Here is a 20372-nt window from a genome sequence, read left to right on the forward strand (position 1 = left end):
AAATAGCGACTTTAATCGTACCACGGATCATTACCATTCAACACATAAATTTAATACATTATTTTAAATTATCCATCCAGTTCCCTAATGCTGCTACAACCTCTTCCAACTGCTCTTCTTCCGCAATAGCAGGCTGATTATCTCCTTTTTGCATGCCATATGAGCCAAATTGACCGTGATTTCCACCCTCAATACTCACATATGTCGTGTCTTCCGGAAGATTTGCTTTGGAGTTCTCCCAGTCTTCCCTGTTAAGCACTCCGTCATCCGAGCCTGTAATCTGTAAGATAGACAAGTCCGTATTCTTCAAGCTACCTCCTTCATCTGCATAAGAAGCCAAGAAAAAGACGCCTTCCAACTTCTCATTGTGCTCCGCAGCATACCGTGATGCAAATGACCCTCCCAACGAATGGCCACCAATAACAAACGCTTCGTTAGGATGTTCCTCGATAAAGGAATCAGCCTTGTTTTGACCGAAAATCGCCAAGTTTATTGGCATGTTTGCGATATATACGCGGTGACCCTGTTCTGCCATTTCTCTGGCAAGTGGAGAATAACTTTCAGGTTCAACCAGACCGCCTGGATAAAAAATAATATTCGGTTTGGTTATCTCTGTACCCACGGGTTCAAATCGGTAACCGTCCTTAATCTTAGTGACATTAACCTGAGCATCACTTGTCATCGCCGTTTCCGCTCGTTCAGAAGGACTATACGTAACCGAATTGAGATATACGAAAACACCGGCCACGATGATAACGATGGACAGGATCGTCCACATGATTATCTTTTTCCATTTGTTTGTACGTTGTGCTGTTTTCAACCTTAAAACCACCTTAGTATGAGGATAATGATATGTCTTTTTTAACTCTTCATAATTATACTTACCGGTAAGTATAATTACAAGTTGATTTTGCTTACTATCGTTATTTGTCATAAAATATTTATGGAGGGAAGTCCAATGACAGAAAAAACACACAAACGATTGCCTGGAAGACCCAAACATGGCAACGACGATATCTCAATTCAGCAAACCATTATTCAAACTGCTTCACAGTTATTCATGGAGTATGGCTACGAAACAGTCACACTTCAGCAAATTGGCAAAGCATGTAGCGTCTCAAAACCAACCATTTATTATCATTTCACCAGTAAACCAGAGCTTTTTAAGGTTGCCTTTACAACGATGCTGCAGAATGTGAGTCGGTTAACCTCGCATATGCTTGATCAAGCCGAAAATTTAGAGTCGGGGCTTGTGCGATTGGCAGAGGCCAGACTGGGCAATCCACATGCGGAGATTGAAACCATGCTCAGAGAAGCTGAGCCTTTTCTTGAACCAGCTCAAATTCAGGATATACGCAACGCGGAGCATCAGATTCACGAAGTGTTAGCCTCTCATTTCCAACGGGCAATGGATGAAAACAGACTGAGGACGGACGATCCTTTTTTCCTGGCAGAGACCTTCTCGACATTGATGTTAATGGGGAATCGGGAAGATAACCTGCATAAATATGGTTCCAACTTTTCGCTTGGCCAGAAGCTAGTAGATATTTTCATTCGCGGAGCGCAGTAAAAATTCAGGGCAACAAGGAGAGCTAACATGAATATCCCTAGAGGAACCTATGGGTTTCGATTTGCCGAAGACAAGGATCTCCAACTGTGTGTACTCTATGCGGCAGGAAGTGATTCAATAACCGATCCTTCTTATCATTGGGATGGACTCGAACGTTCGGACGGGCCTCTCCTGTTATTCCAATATACAATCTCTGGTGAAGGTGTATTTGAGTCGAACAATCGCATTCATCATGTTACCGCAGGACAAGCTTTTTTGGCCGAAATTCCGGGAACTCATCGCTATTACTACCATCCAGCATCAAAAGAACCTTGGGAGTTTCTGTTCCTCCTGTTCAGGCCCACTCTTATTCTGCCCCATTGGCGAAAATTCCTTCGGGAAGCTGGAGAAGTTCCCTATCTTCCCGCTGATTGTACACCTATCCGACTGTTGCGGATGATCGTGACTGATGCGGCGGCAGGCAGAATCACCGATCCTCTGATCGCATCATCCAGCGTATATCAGTTCATGACAGAATTGACTCGATTACAGAAAACAACATTGCGCAACAGGGAGAATTGGTCTGAAAACATTCAAATAGCCGTTGAATACATAGAAAACAACTACTCCAAGATGATCAGTATCGATCACCTTGCGGAGCATGTTTCCCTTTCCAAATATCACTTTATACGTCGCTTTTCCTCCAGTACAGGTTTGACGCCTGGTGCTTATCTGACCCGTGTACGTACCGAGAAAGCAATGGAACTGCTGCGCGGAACTACGCTTAGCATTGAAGTCATCGCCGAGCAAGTCGGTTATTCCAGCGGAAGTTATTTTATCAAAGCCTTTCGCAGCATAACCGGCGCTACGCCAGGTGAATTTCGTAGTGGCGGAGAAAGCCTTGTGTACCGTAAATTGTTCTTCGACTAACCGCAATATTTTGCTATTTTATACTCAACATTACTGTAGATATTAATAAAATCCTTTATTATGATGAATTGAGCGAGAGCAATAATTAATCCATAAAGGAGCATTCCCATGAATCATACGCTTGCAGCATCAACTCCACCGCTTGGCTGGAACAGCTGGGATTGTTACGGAGCGGCCGTTACGGAAGACGAAATTCGTGGCAACGCCGAGTACATGGCAGAACATCTTAAAGACTTCGGCTGGAGCTATATTACGGTCGACATTCAATGGTACGAGCCTTTGGCCAATTCTTCGCAATATCGTCCGTTCGTTCCACTCATCATGGATGAATATTCGCGGCTTATGCCTGCCGAGAATCGGTTTCCCTCCGCTGCAGGTGGACAGGGATTTAAGCCATTAGCCGACTACGTTCATAGTCTTGGGCTGCAATTTGGCATTCACATCATGCGCGGTATTCCACGTCAAGCTGCACATGCGGCTACTCCGATTCTGGGTACAACCGCCACTGCGCGCGATATTGCTCATCCAAATTCCATCTGTCCGTGGAATACAGATATGTATGGTGTTGATAGCTCAAAAGAAGGCGCACAAGCCTACTACGATTCGCTTTTTGAACTGTATGCACAATGGGGCGTTGACTTGGTGAAGGTGGACGATATTGCTGCTTCAAGGCTCTATGACACCCATCAGCCTGAGATCGAAATGATATCCAAAGCGATTGAGCGCTCCGGTCGGCCCATGGTACTAAGTCTCTCTCCTGGCCCTGCCCCGGTGGAATACTCAGAATTCTTAGCTGATCATGCCAACATGTGGCGTGTCACCGACGATTTCTGGGACCTTTGGCCGCTGTTATTGGATATGTTCGACCGCTGCCGGACGTGGCAGGGCGTTCCCCAAGCAGGTTGCTGGCCAGACTGTGATATGTTGCCTTTGGGTCATATCGGTATCCGTTCTGTAGACGGTGGTGGAGCAGATCGTTGGACTCGGTTCACGCCTGATGAGCAATTGACGATGATGTCACTGTGGAGTATCTTCCGCTCCCCGCTCATTTTTGGTGGTGAACTGCGAGATAATGATGACTGGACACTATCCCTGTTGACCAATCGTGAGGTTCTGCGAATGCATCGCGAGAGTTATGGAGCCAAAGAAGCCTTACGTAAAGAAGATCTTATTGTGTGGACTGCCCAGCATGCGGATGGTTCCTCTTACGTCGCTGTATTCAACATCGGTGAGAATTCTCTACCTGTGGATCTATCCATTGATGAGGTCGGACTATCCAGCATTACCGAAGGTACCGAATTGTGGAGCCGAGAAGCAGCTGAATTTACAGAGAATTCCTTAGTTACTACTGTACCTGCGCACGGCGTGCGTCTCTATCGGTTTTCCTAAGTTTGCAAAAGAAAAAGAGAGGTCTGTCGTTCATTAGACAGGCCTCTCTCTCATTTCATGTTCATCGTTAAGATGCACTCGAATGATGAACAGTTTTGGACTTACGCCCAAATTGCAGCATATATAACATGGTCATCGCAATAACAAACAAAGCGAGCACAATAAAAATATTACTGTACACAAAAGCTGTCTTATCTTGAATCAAAGGGTTCAGTTGAAGCGTGGTTTTTCCCCCGTCAAGCACCTTTCCTAGGGCAGCAGTAGACACAGACACTGCAATGAAGTTAAACATGGATAGCAACCCCATCCCGATTCCAATTTGCTCTTTGGGAAGCGTCTGAGCAATGGTATTTGAGATCGCAATTTGCATATAAGACTGACCCAGAACACCAAAAACAAGAAAAAAGGAAATCAAGACAGGTGTAGCACCTACAACTAATGATAGGCTTATGAAACCAACAACAAGTAGTGAAGATGCCGTATAAAGTAGAAAAGGATTCCCTTTTTCATCCGCAAGCCTTCCACCTTTGCGTCCGAGGAGTGCAGCTACGAGCGCAGAAGGTAGCATAATGACACCTGTCAATGCTGGGGATAGACCATGTACTTCCGAGAGCAATTGTGGCGTAGTAAATGGAATAGCAGGACTGATTGCGATCAGAAGGAATGCAATTCCCATTCCAGCTGAATATGCTTTGTTTTGAAAAACAGCGGGTTTCACAAACGGCACTTCCGCATAACGAATGCGCATGATGAACAGTATTAATAAGACCATCCCGATTAATAGGAACCATGCATTAGATTGGGTTAATGCGAGCAAAAGTGTAGCAACCGTTCCTGCTAATAACGCTCCGCCCAAATAATCCATTTTTTCACTGCCGCCTCTTTCATCATCCATGTATTTTCGATAAAAAGGTAGCGCAGCAAGAGAAAGCAATGGGATTACAAAAAGAAATTGCCAACTTAAAGCACTCGATACAAATCCGGCTACGATCGGAGCAAGAGCATTTCCAAGAGCGATTCCAATGGCGGAGGTACCCAACGCTTGCCCGCGTTTCTCCGGTGCGAAGTATCGAACGGGAATAATCATGGCCAATGCAGGTATGACCGCTGCACCAGCAGCTTGTACGATCCGTGCAACAATAACCATCCAATACTCTGTAGCCACAATCCCCAGAAGAGAGCCTGCTGCCAATATCCAAAGACCAAATGAAATTAGACCCTTTATGCTGTATTTATCGGTAAGTTTCCCGTAAGTAACAGTACCTATCGCATATACAATCAAATACCCTGTAACGATCCAACTCGCTTGAGAAGCAGTAAGTTGGAACTCTTTGCCAATCACAGGTAATACAACATTAAACATCATTCCATTCATGACTGATATGATCAATGTGAAAACAAGAACACGGAGCAATAACGCTTCTTTATTGGTGTTCATCATACTCTCCTCAATTCTTTTGAATATAAATTGTCTGTCAGTACTTACTGTCATTAAAAACTTTAAAAAAACTAGGGAGTTAATGCCCTAGTAAACGTCCACACACTCTCTGTAATGATGCCTTCCAATGAGAGCCCTGGAAAAAGCACATCTTCTTCGAGATTATTTATGAATACGCCATAATTCAATGACATGAATGAAAAAGCTTGCAGTTCAGGATTGATTTGAACCAACTTTCCTTTATCAAACATGATATTAAAGTAATTGGTTAGAATCTCCAAAAGTTGTTGAGGATGCTTTACCGTTCTCTCTCTATAACCGGGTAGATGCTCTACTTCCTTCAGGCTAATCATAAACAATTTGCGGTTACGGTTCATGATATTATGATATGTCTTGCTGATCAGCAACAAATCTGTATACAGATCCCATACGAGTTTTTCATTGAAGATCCTTGTCATCTCTTCTGCATAATGATATTGGTCAAAGGCAGTCTCTAACAAGTTTTGTTTGGTTCCAAAGTGCCGAAACAAGGTTTTTTCACTTAGTCCGGCTGTTGTAGCTATTTCCTGTGTCGTCACACTTTTATAGCCTTTTTTTGAAATTAAATCGATGGCCGTCAACATTAATTTTTCTTTACTGCTTAGATTGCTGCTAATGGACATGTCTATATCCCCTCCTTCCTGAATGTCAGTAACCACTGTCATTGATGCAATAATAACTAAAGAGTTTTTTGTTGTCAAGGTACGAATCGACAAGCTACCTTCATGATGCCCTTCTGTTCATACTTCCGTTTTCTTGATGGAGACGACGGCTTTTCCTTTCACACGACCTTCTCCAATATCCCGAATGGCTTGAGCCGCTTCACTTAATGCATACTCCCGATAAACAATCGGCACGACCTGGCCTGATTCAACAAGTTCTTTCCATACTTCTTGATCCTCATGATTCGGTTTATGAATGAGAAGTATTATTTGCTTATAATTAAGCCTGGCAACAATAGGAGCTGACATCAGATTGAGAAGAATTTGCCACATTGGACCTCCAATCATCACATATCTGCCCCCCTTAACTAATGCACGTTTCACAGCAAAAACCGAATGCTTGCCAATAACATCCAGAATCAGGTCGTATTGTACTCCTTTTGCAGTGAAATCAGCTTTCCTATAATCCAACACATAGTCAGCTCCCACAGCGAGTAACATATCGAGCTTTTCAGCACTGTCAACGCCAGTCACCTCAGCCCCAAGCAATTTGGCATATTGGATGGCAAATGTTCCGACTCCGCCACCGGCGCCATTAATCAGAACACGCTGTCCCTTTTGCAGCTCCCCCCGATCACGTAGACCTTGCAAAGCCAGAACGGCTGCCTGAGGAATAGCTGCTGCCTGCACATAGTTGATACCCGCAGGTTTGGGTGTCAAGGCATTCTCAGCCGCACATACATATTCCGCGAATCCACCCCAGCCGCAACCGGAAAGATCTCCGAACACCTTGTCTCCTGGTTTGAACCGTGTAGCTGAAGCTCCAACGGCGATTACACGCCCTGCGACATCTGCGCCAAGAATTCGATAACGAGGCTGTCGGACCGCGCCGATGCGGTTAACGAATGGCTTCCCATGAAGGAGATCCCAGTCCCAGGAGTTTACCGAAGTGGCATGGACCTCAATTAACACTTCATGATCCTTGGGCATAGGGATGGCTAATTTCTCTAATCGAAGGACTTCTGGTGTTCCGTAGGTATCATATACCAATGCATTCATGGTGTTATTTCCCCGTTCTTGGGGTAATCCAGCATTATTCGTTTTTTCGCCCATGATCAGTCTCCATTCGATAGACATATGTGTATCCATGGTCCATTACGCATACCCAATCTTCCTGTCAAACAATGGATACGTTGAATATATTCAGCGGTTTCATTTGTTGAAGATTTAGAATGTTGAAATGATTAAATTGCGAGATCATCCATGGCTTGAACAGCTAGCCGGAAGGCTTTAATCCTTCTCTCCAGTAGAGTCTTTTGAGGGCTACCTTCTTTGGACTTGAGATACATGCTCTCAAGGGATGGAAACAATCCAATCAAGACAAGGCGGGCTTCTGCTATATCTTCCTTGGTGTATGAATGAGCTTTTTGATTCCAGACATTTTCCAATAACGCTGCGCCGATATGCAGAGCTTTGAGGCGTTTTTGTAATAAGGTAGTATTTGAACTTTTCTGAATCATGTTTTCTAGAGCATTCTCCGATTTGCGGATGGTTGATTGAAAGGCTTTGATAGATTCCAGTTGATCTTCTTGTGAAACGTTTTCCATGGAGTAATGACCTCTCTTTCTTCGCTTAGTTGGTTGGTCTTTTAAGAAAGGAGCGCTACCTATAATATCACCTCATAAATATAACAAAAAAAGCCGCTTAAAATAGCGACTTTCAATGTGTTCATTCTCGATTCAGTTCTAGAGTACCTTCTCCAAAAAGCTGATCGTCCGTTCATTCTTCGGATTTCCAAATATCTCTTCCGGAGTGCCCTGCTCGACGATATAACCACCGTCCATGAAGATCACACGATCGGCTACTTCACGGGCAAAACCCATCTCATGGGTAACGATCATCATCGTCATGCCTTCGCTCGCGAGGTCTTTCATAACACCAAGCACTTCTCCTACCATCTCAGGGTCGAGCGCCGAAGTTGGTTCATCAAATAACATAACGTCCGGATTCATGGCAAGCGCACGAGCGATCGCTACACGTTGTTTTTGTCCACCTGACAGTTGTGTTGGGAAGCTATCTGCTTTATCAGACAGACCCACACGGTCAAGTAATTTGAGTGCTGTATCGCGCGCCTGCTGTGAATTTAATATCCCGAGTTCTCTGGGCGCAAACATGATGTTTTTAAGTACACTAAAATGAGGGAACAAGTTAAAATGTTGAAATACCATGCCAATATTTTCACGAGCTTTGTTTAGGTTGGTTTTAGGATCATTCAGATCCTGATCATCCACGATAACCCGGCCTGCCGTAATGGCATCTAATTGGTTGATGCAGCGCAAGAAGGTACTTTTTCCCGAACCGGAAGGCCCGATGACACAGACGACTTCTCCTTCGTTGACCGCCACATCAATTCCCTTGAGAACCTGATTCGTGCCGAAACTTTTCTTCAAACCTTCAACTTTTATTTTAGCCACGACGAACCTTCACCTCCAGATAATCAGCAACTTTGGTCAATGTGATGATGACAATCAGATACATAACCGCAACCGTTAACCAAATGTCAAAAGAGGAGAACGTTCTTGCAATAACAATTTTACCCGATTGTGTCAACTCTACGAGACCAATAACGGACAAGATTGACGTATCCTTCAACGTGATAACCATCTGGTTAATGAAGGACGGAATCATAACCCGCACTGCCTGCGGAATGACAATCTTTATCATCGCTTTGCGATAAGGAAGACCCAATGAACGGGCAGCTTCCATCTGACCACGATCAATCGATTGAATCCCGCCTCGGATAATCTCGGTTACGTACGCTCCTGCATTCAGACTAAGTGTCAGAATCGCTGCCAAGAACAATGGCATCGTGAAGCCCATCGCCTGTGGAATCCCGAAATAAATAAAGAATGCCAGGACAATCAGCGGAATGCCGCGGAAGATATCTACAAATACAGTGGCAACACCACGAAGGAATTTGTTCTGTCCCACCTTCATAAATCCGAAAATCAGACCGATGATAAACGCAAAGAACAGGGACACAATCGTGTATAAAAGTGTGTTTCCCAGACCTTTAAAAAGTGCAGGAAGAGATTTCTGAATTAGCTCCCAGCGACCTTGATTAGCAACAGTCGGAGCGTTCTCACCAAGATATGTCTCGGTAATGCGTTTATACTCACCGTTAGCTTTGATATTGGCGAGACCTGTATTAAACATCTCCAGAAGCTCCTGGTTTTTCCCCTTGCTTACTGCAAAACCATAAGGAGCGCCATCTTCTTTGTCGGTAACAATTTTCAAACCGTTGTTCTGATTAACCCCATAGGCCAGTACAGGATAATCTTCAAAACAGGCTACGGAATTACCGGTTTTTACATCCTCATACATTTGGTATGACTCATCAAACGGAACGATCGTAAATCCATACTCTGTAGCAATGGACTCTGCAAAACTAAACCCTTCTGTTCCGGTTTTCACGGCTACCTTCTGCCCACGAAGGTCTTCATAACTCTTAATTGTGTCATTGTTGGCACTAACACCCATAACGACACCTGATTCAAAATAAGTATCAGAAAAATCAAATTTTGCTTTTCGCTCATCCGTAATACTCATCCCTGCGATCACACCATCGACTTGATTCGCCTCAAGTGCCTGTACAGCTGCGTTAAATCCCAGGGATTTGATTTGATACTTGAAATTTTGATCTTTGGCGATGGCATCCAGCAAATCCATGTCGATACCAACAAAATCACCATTCTCATCTTCATATTCGAATGGAGCAAATGTGACATCAGTTCCGATAACATAGGTTTTACCGGAATCGGACGCTGCAGCAGCGTTCCCTACCCACCCTGTTAGACCGCTCACCAGGAGCAGCATCAGTGAAAGTATAAAAAATGAGATCTTCGTTGTTTTCATGTGTCCTCCCCGTCTCGGTGTTGTCCGAATAATTCATTATTTTCTTTGAATAGGTATTACTGTTAACCTTTTTGTCGATCTTCTGCCCATTTGATTGTTATTATTTACTGTATATTAACAATCAATGCTTTGCCTTTCCACTTGCAACATTTTCCTCCGTCATTTTTTTTCCAACCAGTAAAAGCCCTTTTAATACTTACCCTCCAGGTAAGCTTTGCGAAACCCAATATTACATCGTGAATCTGAAAAAAGGTACATTTACTTTAAAACATATTATTTAAAATTTAAAACTCAAAAAAAGCCGCGATTTCCGCGACTTTTTGTTATACAGTTTTTTATCATCTATTAATTTGCTCTGGTTGTCAATACAATCTCGAACTTCGAACCAGCTTCACCCGCGAACACAATGGTTCCCTTCTCAGGCAATACAATTTCGTTTTGTCCACTGACCACTGTATGATTCATGCCTACACCCGCTTGGTTGTATACAGCAAATGCGCTGTTTGCAGACATCTTGACGGTCATTTCTTTACCTGCAGCTGATGTTGGAATCGAGTACCATGTGGCATGACCATTCGCCTGAATCGTAGTCTTCGATTGTTTTCCCGCATAGATCGGTTTGATGATGTCTTGAGCAGCATAAACGTTGCCTCCAGCTGTAACATATTCCACGCCATTTTCCTCATAGAAATTAAACTCCATCGTGTCACGGCCCGCTAATCCAGGAATTTGCAATTGGTTCACGGCTTGGTTAGCTCCAACAATTTTATTGGTGTAGATATAACCAGGCAGCTCATTAAAAGTATGAATGGGAATCATCGGCATCGCTGAGTTGTACAGTGTTGATGTATATTTTTCATTGACCAACACGTAGGCTTTGCCTTCACGTTTCTGCCATGCGGCCTTTACTTCTGCAGACAATTCATTGGTTTCAAGCTTTTCTGCTTTATATTCCGAGGAAGCAACTTGCCCAAGCCCAGGAACGGACTGATACGAGCGAGACCACAAGTATGTGTTCCCATTGACTTCCTGAACGAACTTCAGCTTTTCCGTAGCCGCATCATTAACAAATGAGCCATCATTGGTGTACGTATAGGTCTGATCAGGACTGTTAGGAGAGGACAGATTAGATAGCGTTAATTGCCCATCATCTTTTACGTCCATCTTCATTAACATGTTTGCCCCACCCGCGTATATGCCAGTGTGCTGTGTAAGTTCCTTCGGCATGGTTGTTTTCACTGGTGCATCATAAGACTTCTCCGGCTTACGCTCTGGAATGATATTCTTCTCCTCAAGCGCGCCAAGCAACAGCTCAGTTGCCAGCAATTGATCCGTTGAGCTATGACCACCCGAAGAGGTTACCGCAGCAGCCATATTATACTCCGGAAGTACAATCAATGAGGAATGATAGGTTATTGTATTGCCGCCTTTGCTTACTGCCTGGATGCCGTAATCATTAAAAGGAAACAGGTTCACGCTGTCCCAGCCCAGGCCGTAACCAATAGAAGAATCGCCTTCTTCTGGCCACATGCCTCTCTTGTATTCTTCTTGCTCCATGGCCTCTACGGATTCCTCCGAAAGAACACCTTCAACCTCACTTGTAAAGATTTTCGAGAACTGAACCAGATCTTCAGCGGTGGAATAGATGCCTCCCGAGGCAATCATATTTGTAGTCTCTAATGGGAGTTGCTCCTCATGCGAAGGGGAATATGTTGCTGCCATCTGGCTAAAGTCCACAATATCCTGTGGTGTTTTGGTATTCTCCATACCAAGAGGTTCGGTTATGTACCGGTGCATGAAAGTTGTGAAGCTCATGCCGCTAACCCGCTCAACCAGAATTTCAGCTAATGTAAAACCGTCATTACTATACACCGAGTATGCGCCAGGATCGGCCTTCAAATGTTGCGTCGCCAATTGCTCCAGTAACGTATCATGTGCATAGGTATCATTATCTCCAAACAGTATTGAACTGTTACTTGACGTTCCGAGAAGTCCGGATGAATGATTCAGTAACATGCGTGGTGTAATCTGTTGGTAACGCTTGTCTTTCATTTTAAAGTCTGGAATATACTTCACGACAGGCTCATCAAGATCGATCTTGTCCTCGTCAACAAGCTTCATTACGGCGGTTGTGAGCATCATTTTGCTGGTTGAACCAATGCCATACATGGTATTTGAAGAAAGCGGGATGTTGTTTTTCAGATCATTTTTGCCTGCCTGACCGGAGATCACAATCTCGCCCTCATCCATCAGTGCGTACTGCACACTTGTCGTAGCGTATGATTCAGTGAGTACCTTTGCCTTCGCGCTTACTGCCTTTTTAGTTAGATCATACGTAGGGTTACTATCGTTACTGGTAGCGGGTGTGGCCATGGCCGACATTGGGGACATCATTGCAAACACCAAAGTTATGGCGGCGATAGACGTTCGTTTCTTTCGTGTCAATCTCATCTTCTCCTGTCTAGTCTATGGATTAGGAATCTCTGTGTTAGTACTCCAGTAGTGTAACCGAAGAAGATGAACTGTCTGTGGCTTGAATATGAATCGAGTATGAACCAAGCAGGACCAACCCAAATAGGTTGGACACACGGTAAAAATCGCTTTAGTCCAGCTTTGTTTTGTTTGCAAATTAAACTTTTGCTATAATGGTATATCAATCAATGGAGTGCCAATAACATGGCTAAGTACATAAATAAATGCAATCCATAATGCAGTATGAGTAATGGAGTTGAAGCAATGCTAAAAGTTAATCGGAATGACCATCGCCCGATCTGGCAGCAACTTCTGGATCAAGCGATTCATAATATCACAACCGGGAAATGGCAACCAGGCGAATTGCTGCTTCCATCACGTGAACTTGCTCAATTAATTGGTGTTTCACGGTCAACCATACAGATTGTGTACGAGGAATTATTCAGCCGAGGGTATACGGTAACCTCTCGACGAGCCGGGACAAGAGTTAGTGATTGGACATATGCACCTCGGTCAACAGAAGGCATCACGATGCAAGGGCCTATTCCTCCCGAACTGCCTACACTAAACGAATCGATTGGTCATCTGCATAGTTGGTTCGGCAATAGAGACAATCGCAAAATAGAAATTGATTTTAATCCCCATGAGCCTTATCTGGATGAAAGTTTCACAAAAGCCTGGAGGCAATCCTTTTTACAAGCTTCCACTGAACCTAATCTGGATCTTTGGGCTTATGGTGATGCCAGAGGGTTACTGGCGTTAAGAGAACAGATTCAGCGTTATTTGTCACTTGAACGAGGCATTCATATCGATGTTGATCAAATCTTGTTAACCTCAGGTGCACAACATAGTATTGATTTAATTGCCCAGGCACTCTTAAGTGAGGGAGACAGAGTTTCCGTAGAAGATCCCGGCTTCCCAGCCGCTTGGTTGGCGATGAAATACCGCCGGATGCAAGTCGATCCCGTTCCAGTTGATGAGTATGGATTATGTGTAGATCATATTCACCCACAGACAAAACTCGTATTTGTCACACCTTCTCATCAATGCGCCGTTGGTGTTATTATGTCGGAGCCACGCAGGCAACAATTGATGCACTTGGCAGCTCATCATCGATATTGGATTGTTGAGGATGACTACGATAGCGAATTTAGGTACCGTGGAGATCCGCTTCCGACTATATTCAGTCAGCAACCTCAGAATACGCTTTATATGATGAGTTTTTCCAAAATGGTTGCACCAGGCATTCGACTATCCGCTATCATTGGCCCCAAAATAGCTATCGATCGCCTTACTCAAGTTCATGAATTAACCTATCGTCATCTGCCGATTATGGAACAATTAACGCTAACTCATTTTATTGAACGTGGTCATTTCATGCGCCATATGAGAAGAGTTCGGAACATATATCGACGCAGACACGAAGTCATGACCAAAGCCATTGTTGCTTCTGGGCTAGGCTCACGATTTACATTAAGTGGTGTGGAAACGGGATTACATATGCTTCTAGAATCTGAAACGTCATTTGACGAAGAAGCGCTGACGAATGCTGCCCTTGATCAAGGTGTGCGCGTGTATCCGCTTAGTAAGTATTGCTTGGATAGTCACCGAAAAGGATGGATATTAGGTTTTGCGAAAGTGGATGAGAAGCAGATTGAGGAAGGCATACATCGGCTTGCAAAGATTGTATTATGATGGAGAACATGCTCTCCACTCGGATTCGAAAGGATGTTTTTGTAATGAAAATGAAAATTTTAGTATTGGGAGCCACCGGACGGGTTGGGAGTCATTTCGTCTCTAATGCCCTACGTTCCAATCATCATGTAACTGCACTGGTTAGAAGCCCGGAAAAGGTACAAATCAGGGATGACAATTTCGTTCTGCATCAAGGGAATGCTTTAGTCAAAGAAGATATTTATCAAGCCATACAGGGTGTGGATCTCGTTGTTAGTTCCTTAAGTACCGATGGAACAACTACATTATCACAATCCATGGGATTGATTGTTAAGGCTATGGCTCAGGAGCGTATCAAAAGAATCATTACCATTGGTACAGCAGGAATATTGCAAAGTCGAACCGATCCTGGCTTGCTTCGTTTTCAATCGCCCGAGTCCAGACGCAAGTCCACGAGGGCAGCTGAAGAACATCTGGAGATGTACAACATTCTCAAAGCTTCAAAGTTAGAATGGACCATCGTGTGTCCTACCTACTTATATGATGGAGAATCTCTTTTTAAGTACCGGATTGAGCGCGACTATTTGCCTGACGGCGGAACTTCTATATCAGTAATCGATACTGCGGAGTTTGCTTATCAGCAATTAATGTCTGATGAGTATGTACAGTCTCGTGTAGGTATAGCCTACTAAGAGCGTGTCCATAATCTCACTTATGGTACATCTCTACTGTTCAGAAAAGTAAGTTTTAATCTAAGCAAGCAAAATAAGAGCCTGCAATTGTTATCCAGTGGTAACAATTGCAGGCTCTATCTGTGTCTGCTGTTGAGCTATTTAAGCCCTTCATATAAAGGGAATTGCGAAGTGATTTCGCGGACACTGCCTAATATTTGATTTTTTACATCCGAGTTCTTTGGATTTTTAAAAGCAAGCCCTATCAGCTGAGCAATTTCTTTCATTTCCCTTGCCCCAAGTCCTCTTGAAGTCATAGCCGGAGTTCCAAAACGAATACCGCTCGTAACTAAAGGACTTGCCGTATCGTGAGGGATTGCATTTTTATTAGCCGTAATCCCTACTTCATCCAGTAAAGCTTCGGCTTCTTTGCCTGTAAGGCCCATCGTTCGTAAGTCAACCAACACGATATGATTATCTGTTCCTCCCGATACAAGGGTGAGTCCTTCATTCATTAAAGTTTCTGCCAATACGTTGGCGTTACTCAGAACACCTTCAATATATGTTGTGAAATCGGATTGCAATGCCTCACCTAATGCCACCGCTTTCCCCGCGATAACGTGCATGAATGGCCCACCCTGGGTTCCCGGGAATACAGCTTTGTCGATCACCTTTGCCCAGGAGTCCCGGCACAAAATGGCTCCCCCTCGTGGTCCTCGTAAGGTCTTGTGTGTGGTGGTTGAAACAAAATGGGCATGTGGTACCGGGTTAGGATGCAAACCTGCCGCAACAATTCCTGCTATATGCGCCATATCTACAAAGAAAAGAGCTCCCACTTCGGCGGCAATCTGGGCAAATAATTCAAACTCAATGGTCCGCGGGTATGCACTTCCACCTGCAACAATCATGCGTGGACGATACTTATAAGCAAGTTTACGTACTTCGTCAAAGTCAATGCGGCCCGTCTGTGCATCGACACCATATGAAACAAAATTGTAAAACCTACCTGAAAAATTAACAGTACTCCCGTGTGTTAGATGACCACCCTGGGATAGATTCATGCCAAGTATTGTGTCCCCAATCTCAACCGAGGCAAAATATACTGCCATGTTGGCCTGAGAACCGGAGTGAGGCTGCACATTTGCATGTTCAGCGCCAAAAAGTGCTTTAAGGCGGCTATTTGCTATCTCTTCGACTGTATCGACATGCTCACACCCGCCATAATATCTTCTGCCCGGATACCCCTCCGCATATTTATTGGTCAATACCGAACCTGTTGCTTCCATCACAGCTTGACTTACAAAATTCTCTGATGCAATCAGTTCTATCTTATCCTGCTGCCTTCCAAGCTCTTGCTGGACAGCCATTCCTATTACTTTATCTTGCTTCTCCAAATGTTTCATGAACATCTTCCTCTCAATATTACGGTTATTTATTCGTTCCAAACTGTTTTTTGGGAAATTTACTATTCATCAGTAGATGTGCCATCATTCCTGCAAACAGTCCCCAAAATGCACCACCCACACCAAGCAAAGTCACATTCGCTGCTGTCGCCAAAAACGTAATCAATGCAGTTTCACGTCCCTTAGGGTCCGTTAATGCATTGGCAAGACTGCCACCGATCGTTCCAAGTAAGGCTAATCCCGCTAATGTTGCAATAAAGGTAGCAGGAAGAATCAAAAACAGAGCAGCCAATGTTACGCCAAAAATGCCGACAAAAATATAAAAAACACCACAAGCAATACCTGCAATATAACGTTTGGTTGAATCCTCATGTGCATCCTTTCCTGTACAAATCGCTGCTGTAATAGCTGCCACATTAAAAGCATGTGATCCGAATGGGGCTGCAAGAAGCGAACCCAAACCTGTTGCGGCCAAAATAGGATTGGCACTTGTCTTGAATCCATCATTACGCAGAACAAGCATTCCGGGCATATACTGCCCTGTCAAGGTAATAATGAACAGCGGTAGCGCAACGCCAAGTAAAGCATTTAACGAAAATGCTGGAACAACAAATACAGGCGATGCTACAGCCAATTGGATCGTACTGAAGTCTGTTTTTCCCATGCATATCAGATAAATCAAACCAATTGCCAATATGCCAACAATGGCATAACGGGAAGTAAACCTTCTTAGCACGATATAGCCTGTAAACAGTACAATCACAAGCAAAGGATCTACCTTCGCCCCTCCAAAGGCCGATATTCCAAACTGTAGCAAAATACCTGCTAACAATCCTGAAGCGATGCCTGGGGGAATAAGTCGAACGAAACGTTCAAACATGCCTGACCAACCCAAAATAATAAATCCAACTGCTGAAATCATGTAAGCGCCAATAGCTTCTGGATAAGGGGTTACCGCTAATGCTGAAACGAGAAACGCCACACCCGGTGTAGACCAGGCTGTAATAATCGGCTCCTTATATCGATAACTGAGCCAAATCCCCGTTACGCCTACCCCAATCGAGATGGACCATATCCAGGAAGCGGTCATTTCCGGGCTTAAACCAGCCACTTTTGCAGCTTGAAAAACAAGGATAAACGTACCCCCGTAATTAACAATTACGGATATCAAAGCGGCGATTACCGGCGATATCAAATCACGGCCACGTAACGAAGGGGATGCTGTCTTCATATTTAACACTACCTCTCACTTAATCATCGATGCGTGTGTTTTCATTCCAGTAATATTCGTCTGGTAAATACCGTGGTCCAAATACACTTGTTCCTACACGTATCATTGTAGCTCCTTCTTCAATGGCGACTTGGAAGTCACCAGACATACCCATCGATAAAATATCCATTTCTACGCGTGGAATATTTTTCTCTTTAATCTGTGTACGGATCTGGTTTAACAATCGAAAACAATGTCGTGTTTCTTCGTTTGTCGCATTCAGTTTTCCAATGGTCATTAAACCTTTCACATTTAATGTCTCGAATTGAGACAACTGTTCTACAAGCTCGACGGCTGTTTCTGGAGAGGCACCAAATTTACTTTCTTCGTAGGACGTATTAATTTGCACAAGAATGTCTAAGGTCTTATTCTCTTTGAGAAGCTGGTTATGTAACGCTTGACCCAGTTTCAGACGATCTACGGAATGGATGAGCGTAACATATTTAACAACGTCCTTTACTTTATTTGTTTGCAGATGCCCGATAAAATGCCATTCCACCTGCTTGCTTTGTTCCATGAGTGGGAATTTGTCTCGGAGTTCCTGAGCTTTGTTTTCTCCAAACAGGAGCTCACCTGCTTGGATAGCTATTTGTAATTTCTCTAGCGGTACCGTTTTGGTCGCGAGCAACAATTGGATGTCCTCTATGTTGCGACCTGAAGCCTGGCAGGCCAATGCCATTTGCTGTCTTACAGCTTGAAGATTTTCTTCTACTAGGTGTTTCATGTCAGCCACCTTCTTTCTATTCCAAACAGGAATAAATCAATGAGATTAGCTCCTCCTTATGTATTGTGAAGAATGTGTGGAACGTCATGCTAGTATAGCAACGCATGGATTGGATATACATATCCAAAAACGCTCCTTTTGAGCAGTCCAAAACGACAAAGTGGACATTAATTCAATTGGGGCACCTTTAATATGCTTTTAAAAGTCAATAATCTGATTGATGTGATGCCCGCACGCTTCTTCTGAAATGAAAAAAAGCCGCTAATTTAGCGGCTTGGTTTAGTCCTATGTTCATGTCCAAAACGAAGATACATGTTTTATGATGATTTACTCATTCACATTTTCCTTGGTTACCAGCTTCAATTCAGCGGGAATGGATGACTCCACCTGCTTGCCACTGAGCACATCCAGAGCTGCTTGCAGCGCCAGTTGGCCAATCAGCACAGGCTGCTGAGCGACTGTTGCCGTCAATTTCCCATCCTTAATGGATTTGATTGCATCATCATTACCATCGAATCCGATGACCGGAATGTCTTTACCTGAGCTTTGAATCGCTTCAATCGCACCAAGTGCCATCTCATCATTATGGGCAAATACCGCCTGCACGTCAGGATTACCCTGAAGCAGATTCTCCATGACATTTAATCCTTTGGACCGATCGAAATCAGCAGATTGTTTGGAAACCACATCAAGTTGCTTGTCAGCCACTTCATGGAAACCTTTACCCCGTTCTCTTGTTGCGGAAGCGCCAGGTACACCCTCAAGTTCAATGACTTTTGCGCCCTCACCCAGTTGTTCCACAAAATATTCAGCTGCCATGCGTCCGCCTTTAACGTTATCAGATGCCACTAGTGCCGCCACTTCGCCTTTATCTGCGGAGCGATCCAGCGTGATTACAGGAATGCCCACACTATTAGCGGATTGAACTGCTGTGGAGATCGCTGCAGAGTCCGCAGGGTTAATCAGAAGTGCACTAACGCCTTGCTGAATGAGATCATCCACATCATTGGTTTGTTTGGCCGAATCGTTCTGTGCATCAACCACGATGACCTGTACTCCCTGTTTTTTGGCTTCAGCCATGACTCCATCCTTCAGTGATACAAAGAATGGATTGTTCAGTGTAGATATCGACAAACCTATTTTCTTTTGTCCGTTACTTTTGGAAGGGTCAGGTTTGGCCCATTCCGGTGGCTCCAGAGAGCACCCGGCCAGAACGATGATCATCAGCATACTTACGAGTGTTAAAGTCCACTTTTTCATATATATTCTCTCCTTATGCTGTTTTCTTGCGGTCCAGCAGGACGGCAATGGCAATGACGATACCTTTCACAACCATTTGGTAAAATGAGTTTACTTCAAGCAAGTTCAATCCATTATTCAACACGCCGATAATCAAAACACCGATCAGTGTACCGACGATGCGTCCACGTCCTCCAGCAAGACTTGTACCACCCAGTACAACCGCTGCGATTGCATCCAGCTCATAGGATGTACCTGCTGTTGGTTGCGCTGAATTCAAGCGTGATGTCAAAATTGCACCTGCCAAAGCAGCGAGCATACCTGTCAGGGAGTAGATCATAATCTTCACGCGATTAACTTTGATACCTGAGATAATAGAAGCTTTCTCATTACCGCCGATGGCGTACGTTTTGCGGCCAAAAGCTGTTTTATGCAAAACAATCCATAGAATCATGAAGGTAATCAGCATCGTGATTGCAGGCACCGGAATGCCCAGCAGGTAACCACGGCCGAACAGTTGGAACAACAGATTATCCCCGAGTCCTGTAATTGGATTACCATTCGTGTACACCAACGTCAGTCCTCTAAATATCGTCATCGTTGCCAATGTAGCGATAAACGGAGCCATTCTGCCTTTGGTAATCATCAGTCCGTTCACCATACCCATGACACCACCGAGTGCTACACCGATAATGATGGACAAGATCGGGTCCAGGCCGGACAACATCATGTTTGCTACAAAAGCACTGGATAAAGCCAAGATTGAGCCGACCGACAGATCAATTCCACCCGTCAGGATAACAAATGTCATACCGAAAGCAATCAGCGCATTAATCGAGACTTGACGCAATAAATTCAAGATATTAAGCGGTTCCAAGAAACTTGGATTCAACACCGATACGATGAGAATAAGAATGATTAAGCCGAGCAGCGGTCCTAATTTTTGTATCACACTTGAGAAACGGAAGCCGCTTTTAGCCGTTTTGTTTTCCTGCAT

The 20372-nt window shown here is 44.1% G+C and carries 18 protein-coding genes; 5 read left to right on the forward strand and 13 right to left on the reverse strand.

Going from position 1 to position 20372, the window contains the following annotated elements:
* Window positions 1-58 precede the first annotated feature (58 nt).
* A complete protein-coding gene (locus tag MKY87_RS29550) occupies window positions 59-820 on the reverse strand; it encodes an alpha/beta hydrolase (RefSeq protein ID WP_340967602.1) in 762 nt (253 codons plus the stop codon).
* A 138-nt stretch (window positions 821-958) separates the two neighbouring features.
* On the opposite strand from MKY87_RS29550, the gene MKY87_RS29555 reads away from it, so the two are divergent.
* The 3 genes from MKY87_RS29555 (at window position 959) to MKY87_RS29565 (ending at window position 3868) form a co-directional block, all read left to right on the forward strand.
* Entirely contained in the window at window positions 959-1570 is a 612-nt protein-coding gene (locus tag MKY87_RS29555; RefSeq protein WP_340967603.1) for a TetR/AcrR family transcriptional regulator, read from the forward strand.
* 27 nt (window positions 1571-1597) lie between these two features.
* Window positions 1598-2479, forward strand: coding sequence for an AraC family transcriptional regulator (locus tag MKY87_RS29560; protein ID WP_340967605.1), 882 nt, complete (start codon window positions 1598-1600; stop codon window positions 2477-2479).
* Between the two features lie 108 nt (window positions 2480-2587).
* Window positions 2588-3868 carry a glycoside hydrolase family 27 protein gene (locus MKY87_RS29565; RefSeq protein WP_091030550.1) on the forward strand — a complete coding sequence of 427 codons (1281 nt, stop codon included), beginning with the start codon at window positions 2588-2590 and terminating at the stop codon, window positions 3866-3868.
* A gap of 67 nt (window positions 3869-3935) precedes the next feature.
* On the opposite strand, the gene MKY87_RS29570 is transcribed toward MKY87_RS29565, so the two are convergent.
* The 7 genes from MKY87_RS29570 to MKY87_RS29600 form a co-directional block, all read right to left on the reverse strand.
* Window positions 3936-5309, reverse strand: coding sequence for an MFS transporter (locus MKY87_RS29570; RefSeq protein WP_431523324.1), 1374 nt, complete (start codon window positions 5307-5309; stop codon window positions 3936-3938).
* Between the two features lie 68 nt (window positions 5310-5377).
* The gene (locus tag MKY87_RS29575; protein WP_133385963.1) at window positions 5378-5968 is read right to left on the reverse strand and encodes a TetR/AcrR family transcriptional regulator; all 591 of its coding nucleotides are present in this window, start codon (window positions 5966-5968) and stop codon (window positions 5378-5380) included.
* 117 nt (window positions 5969-6085) lie between these two features.
* Window positions 6086-7156: an NAD(P)-dependent alcohol dehydrogenase gene (locus MKY87_RS29580; RefSeq protein ID WP_340967606.1), complete on the reverse strand. Its 1071-nt coding sequence runs from the start codon at window positions 7154-7156 to the stop codon at window positions 6086-6088.
* Window positions 7157-7251: 95 nt separating this feature from the next.
* On the reverse strand, window positions 7252-7614 hold the full coding sequence (locus MKY87_RS29585) for a hypothetical protein (RefSeq protein WP_340967608.1): 363 nt from the start codon (window positions 7612-7614) through the stop codon (window positions 7252-7254).
* 138 nt (window positions 7615-7752) lie between these two features.
* Window positions 7753-8481 (reverse strand): amino acid ABC transporter ATP-binding protein, encoded by a 729-nt coding sequence (locus MKY87_RS29590; protein ID WP_340967610.1) that lies wholly within the window; start codon window positions 8479-8481, stop codon window positions 7753-7755.
* Window positions 8474-9922 carry an amino acid ABC transporter substrate-binding protein/permease gene (locus tag MKY87_RS29595; protein WP_340967611.1) on the reverse strand — a complete coding sequence of 483 codons (1449 nt, stop codon included), beginning with the start codon at window positions 9920-9922 and terminating at the stop codon, window positions 8474-8476. The genes MKY87_RS29590 and MKY87_RS29595 overlap by 8 nt, the downstream gene beginning before the upstream one ends.
* A 345-nt stretch (window positions 9923-10267) precedes the next feature.
* Window positions 10268-12373 carry a serine hydrolase domain-containing protein gene (locus tag MKY87_RS29600; protein WP_340967612.1) on the reverse strand — a complete coding sequence of 702 codons (2106 nt, stop codon included), beginning with the start codon at window positions 12371-12373 and terminating at the stop codon, window positions 10268-10270.
* A 285-nt stretch (window positions 12374-12658) separates the two neighbouring features.
* Between MKY87_RS29600 and pdxR the strand changes: the two genes are divergently transcribed.
* On the forward strand, window positions 12659-14089 hold the full coding sequence (pdxR, locus tag MKY87_RS29605) for a MocR-like pyridoxine biosynthesis transcription factor PdxR (protein WP_340967614.1): 1431 nt from the start codon (window positions 12659-12661) through the stop codon (window positions 14087-14089).
* Between the two features lie 50 nt (window positions 14090-14139).
* Window positions 14140-14760 (forward strand): NAD(P)-dependent oxidoreductase, encoded by a 621-nt coding sequence (locus MKY87_RS29610; RefSeq protein WP_340967788.1) that lies wholly within the window; start codon window positions 14140-14142, stop codon window positions 14758-14760.
* Between the two features lie 137 nt (window positions 14761-14897).
* Here MKY87_RS29610 and glyA read toward each other — a convergent pair whose 3' ends face one another.
* The 5 genes from glyA to MKY87_RS29635 all read right to left on the reverse strand — a co-directional run bounded on the left by glyA (window position 14898) and on the right by MKY87_RS29635 (window position 20372).
* Window positions 14898-16142: a serine hydroxymethyltransferase gene (glyA, locus tag MKY87_RS29615; RefSeq protein WP_036615966.1), complete on the reverse strand. Its 1245-nt coding sequence runs from the start codon at window positions 16140-16142 to the stop codon at window positions 14898-14900.
* A 25-nt stretch (window positions 16143-16167) separates the two neighbouring features.
* Window positions 16168-17373: a benzoate/H(+) symporter BenE family transporter gene (locus MKY87_RS29620; RefSeq protein ID WP_340967616.1), complete on the reverse strand. Its 1206-nt coding sequence runs from the start codon at window positions 17371-17373 to the stop codon at window positions 16168-16170.
* 19 nt (window positions 17374-17392) lie between these two features.
* Window positions 17393-18136, reverse strand: coding sequence for a YggS family pyridoxal phosphate-dependent enzyme (locus MKY87_RS29625; protein ID WP_340967619.1), 744 nt, complete (start codon window positions 18134-18136; stop codon window positions 17393-17395).
* A 327-nt stretch (window positions 18137-18463) separates the two neighbouring features.
* Window positions 18464-19396: a ribose ABC transporter substrate-binding protein RbsB gene (gene rbsB / locus MKY87_RS29630; protein ID WP_338594694.1), complete on the reverse strand. Its 933-nt coding sequence runs from the start codon at window positions 19394-19396 to the stop codon at window positions 18464-18466.
* Between the two features lie 13 nt (window positions 19397-19409).
* Complete coding sequence (locus tag MKY87_RS29635; RefSeq protein ID WP_371129067.1) at window positions 19410-20372, reverse strand: ABC transporter permease subunit; 963 nt, start codon at window positions 20370-20372, stop codon at window positions 19410-19412.

The organism is Paenibacillus sp. FSL R7-0198 (assembly GCF_038000415.1).
In the GTDB taxonomy this organism is placed as follows: Bacteria; Bacillota; Bacilli; order Paenibacillales; family Paenibacillaceae; genus Paenibacillus.